This window comes from uncultured Microbulbifer sp. (assembly GCF_913055755.1).
GTDB lineage: Bacteria > Pseudomonadota > Gammaproteobacteria > Pseudomonadales > Cellvibrionaceae > Microbulbifer.
Genome location: NZ_CAJXKH010000158.1, coordinates 1 through 3830 on the forward strand (window position 1 = coordinate 1; position 3830 = coordinate 3830).

5 protein-coding genes and 1 tRNA gene are annotated in these 3830 nt (G+C 60.0%); all 6 read left to right on the forward strand.

From position 1 onward, the window contains the following. The coding region (locus QZ511_RS16465; protein ID WP_295804151.1) for an OmpA family protein at window positions 1-413 on the forward strand (413 nt) is incomplete at its 5' end. 9 nt (window positions 414-422) lie between these two features. Further along, window positions 423-1262 (forward strand): tol-pal system protein YbgF, encoded by an 840-nt coding sequence (gene ybgF / locus QZ511_RS16470; RefSeq protein WP_295804153.1) that lies wholly within the window; start codon window positions 423-425, stop codon window positions 1260-1262. Between the two features lie 127 nt (window positions 1263-1389). Beyond that, complete coding sequence (gene queE / locus QZ511_RS16475; RefSeq protein ID WP_295804156.1) at window positions 1390-2064, forward strand: 7-carboxy-7-deazaguanine synthase QueE; 675 nt, start codon at window positions 1390-1392, stop codon at window positions 2062-2064. A gap of 49 nt (window positions 2065-2113) precedes the next feature. Next, window positions 2114-2800, forward strand: coding sequence for a 7-cyano-7-deazaguanine synthase QueC (gene queC, locus QZ511_RS16480; RefSeq protein ID WP_295804159.1), 687 nt, complete (start codon window positions 2114-2116; stop codon window positions 2798-2800). Between the two features lie 153 nt (window positions 2801-2953). Next, window positions 2954-3029: transfer RNA gene (locus tag QZ511_RS16485), tRNA-Lys, on the forward strand. 140 nt (window positions 3030-3169) lie between these two features. Further along, a partial coding sequence (locus QZ511_RS16490; RefSeq protein ID WP_295804162.1) for a quinolinate synthase occupies window positions 3170-3830 on the forward strand: 661 nt, incomplete at its 3' end.

Consider the following 3830-nt stretch of genomic DNA (forward strand, 5'->3'; position numbering starts at 1 on the left):
CCAGCACCGACACCGATGACAGCGCCAACCAGATGGTTGAGCAAACCCCTCCTCCGGTAGTTGAAGAAACTCCGGCGCAGGAAGTAGTAGTACCGCTGGACAACGTCGTTTACTTCGACTTTGACCAGTCTCTGCTGAAGCCCTCCACCCGTGAGCTGCTGATCAAGCACGCTGACCGTATGCGCGCCGCTACCGGCACCGTACGCCTGGAAGGCCACGCTGACGAACTGGGTACCCGTGAATACAACCTGGCTCTGGGCGAGCGTCGTGCCAACGCGGTTCGCGACTTCCTGGTGCTGCAGGGCGTTGACGCTGCCAGCCTGGAAGTGATCAGCTACGGTGAAGAGCGTCCGGCGCAGGAAGGTTCCAGCGAAAGCGCTCGCGCCATGAACCGTCGCGTGGTGATCAACTAATCTAAAAGCATGCAACTGACATTTCTGATCAGAAGTATTGCGATCGCCGCAGCCTCCATGGCTGCGGCATCGCCCGTATTCTCGCAGGCCCCGATTGTCGACCTGTCCAGTAACAGTTCGAGCAGCCGGGGCTCGCAAACCCCACCGCCTCCCAGCTATCCCCAGCTGGCCAGCCGCACCGACACCTCTGCCGGTCGCCTGCAGGCCAGTCCGCAAGCGGAAGCCTACTACCAGATGCAGGTATTGCAGCAGGAAGTCCAGGAACTGCGCGGCGCGGTTGAAGAGCTGAGGCACGAGGTCAAGCGGCTGCGACAGCAGCGCACCGAAGACTACATGGATCTCGACCGCCGGATCGCCAAGCTTTCCGGCGATGCGCCGGCAACCGCTGCGCCCGAAGGCGGCGATAACGCGAACGGTGACAGCACCAGCGCGCCAGTGACGCCGGCTCCTTCTGTCGGGTCTGCCGGTGGCAACGGTGGCGATGAAAAAGAGCGCTACCAGGCCAGCTTCGGACTGGCCCGCCAGGGGGATTACGACGGTGCCAGCAAGGCGTTCAAGAGCCTGCTCGACGACTATCCCAATGGCCAGTACGCCCCCAATGCCAATTACTGGCTCGGGGAAATCGCGCTGGTTCAGGGCAATGTAGAGGAAGCGCGCCAGTGGTTTGTGGCGCTGCTCGACGGCTACCCGAATTCCAGCAAGGTGTGGGACGGCCGCTACAAGCTCGGTACCGTGTACCACCAGCTGGGCGATAACGCCAAGGCAAAAGAACTGCTGCAGCAGGTGGCAGGCAGTGATGCCCGTGCCGCCGGCCTCGCCAAGCAGTACCTGAAAGATAACTTCCAGTAATCTGCGCCTTTTGCAGGTGCTGGTTTTGTGATCAAAAAAACTCTATGATCCCGCGCCCGGGTGGCATCCGTCACCCGGGCGTTTTTATATGTGCCGATTCAGCGGAACCGGCACAGGCTGTGGAATCATGACTGACCTGAACGCGGAGTCTCTCCGCATAAGCGAAATTTTCTACTCCCTGCAGGGGGAAGCCCGGGATTCCGGCCGGCCCACGATCTTCGTGCGCCTGACCGGCTGCCCGCTGCGCTGTACCTACTGTGACTCCGAGTACGCCTTCTACGGTGGCGAACGCCTGTCCCTGGCCGAGATATTGCAGAAAGTGGACGGGTACGCGGTTCGCGGTTACCCGCTGCCGAGGGTGTGTGTAACCGGTGGTGAACCGCTGGCGCAGCCCAACTGCCTGCCGCTGTTGACCGCGCTGTGCGATGCTGGCTACCAGGTATCACTGGAAACCAGTGGTGCCATGGCGGTGGACGAGGTGGATCCGCGGGTGTCGCGGGTGGTCGACCTCAAGACCCCGGCCTCCGGCGAACAGTCCCGCAACCGCATGGAAAACCTGCCGCTGCTGACGGAAAAGGATCAGGTAAAGTTCGTGATCTGTGACCGCGGCGACTACGACTGGGCCAAATTCGCCCTGGACCAGTACCGCCTGCACGAGCGGGTGGGCGAGGTCCTGTTTTCGCCCAGCTACGAGCAGCTGCCGGCACGCCAGTTGGCGGACTGGATTATCGAGGACCGCCTGCCGGTGCGCATGCAGTTACAGCTGCACAAACTGTTGTGGGGCGACATCCCCGGGGTCTGAGCCCTCTTCAGTCCCCTTCCTGTTTAAAAAGATGACGAGCGCGAGGCTTATGAGCACTGAACAGACTAAAAAGAAAGCCGTGGTCCTGCTTTCCGGCGGCCTGGACTCCGCCACCGTGCTGGCGATGGCCCGCGCGGAAGGGTACGAGTGTTACGCGCTGGGATTTGACTACGGCCAGCGCCACAGCGCCGAATTGATGGCTGCGCAGCGGGTAGCTGCGGACCTGGACGCCCGCGAGCACAAGGTGGTGAAGCTTGACCTGCGGGTCATTGGTGGGTCGGCACTCACGGATGACAGCATTGCGGTGCCGGAAGAGGAAACCGCCGGCATTCCGGTCACTTATGTGCCGGCGCGCAACACCGTGTTCCTGTCTATCGCCCTGGGCTGGGCGGAAGTGCTGGGGGCGCAAGATATTTTTGTGGGCGTCAATGCGGTTGATTACTCTGGTTACCCGGATTGCCGACCGGAGTACATCGACGCCTTTGAAAAGATGGCGAACCTCGCCACCAAAGCCGGTGTGGAAGGGAACAAGCTTACCGTTCACGCACCTTTGATGAAGATGACCAAGGCGGACATCGTCAAGCGGGGTAGTGAGCTGGGCGTCGATTACAGTCTGACGGTCAGCTGCTATCAAGCGCAGCCCAATGGCGCCGCCTGTGGCCGCTGTGACAGCTGCCGCCTGCGGGCCGCGGGGTTCGCGGAAGCGGGACTTGAGGATCCGACGGTTTACACCTGATTGCGGTGGAACCGCGCGACGGGCAGCCCCGGATTGCCCGGCGGGCAGGTATCGCTAAGCCCTTCAATTTGCTGGTAATTTTTTTGTCATCGGGTCTTGTGTTTTCGGATTAGATCCGTAAGATACGCAGCTCCTCACAGCGAGGGGGATTAAGGGTCGTTAGCTCAGTTGGTAGAGCAGTTGGCTTTTAACCAATTGGTCGCTGGTTCGAATCCAGCACGACCCACCATTCTCCCTATACCATTTCTCCATACGATACTCTCCATTCGATACATCGCCCTCGGTATACTCCGACGTTAAACTTGTCGTGTGCGCGAAAATTTTTCAGGGCGTTATAATGCCCGCTTTTTCCGGTAGTGCAGAGATTCCATGACCGAAAGCAGTGAGAAAATAGCGTCTTCCAACCCCATTGATGCGCGGGATTTTGTCCAGGATCACCTGGCACACCCGGAGGCCCATCAGTACAGCGAGGAAGAACTGGAACTTTGGCGTGAGCGTATCAAGCGTCTGCTCAAGGAGCAGAACGCCGTACTCGTGGCGCACTACTATACTGACCCGCTGATTCAGCAGTTGGCGGAAGACACCGGTGGCTGTGTGTCCGACTCCCTGGAAATGGCCCGCTTCGGCGCCCAGCACCAGGCCGACACTCTGATTGTCGCCGGTGTGAAATTCATGGGCGAAACCGCGAAAATCCTCACGCCTAACAAACGCGTCCTGATGCCGACCCTGGAAGCAACCTGCTCCCTCGACCTCGGCTGTCCCATCGATGAATTTTCAGCGTTTTGCGACCAGCATTCGGATCGCACCGTGGTGGTGTACGCGAATACATCCGCGGCGGTAAAAGCCCGCGCGGACTGGGTAGTGACCTCCAGCATCGCGCTGGACGTGGTGGATTACCTGGACTCCGAGGGCGAGAAAATTTTGTGGGCGCCGGACAAACATCTGGGCAGCTATGTGCAGAAGCAGACCGGTGCCGATGTATTGCTGTGGGACGGTGCCTGTATCGTGCACGAGGAATTCAAGGCGAAAG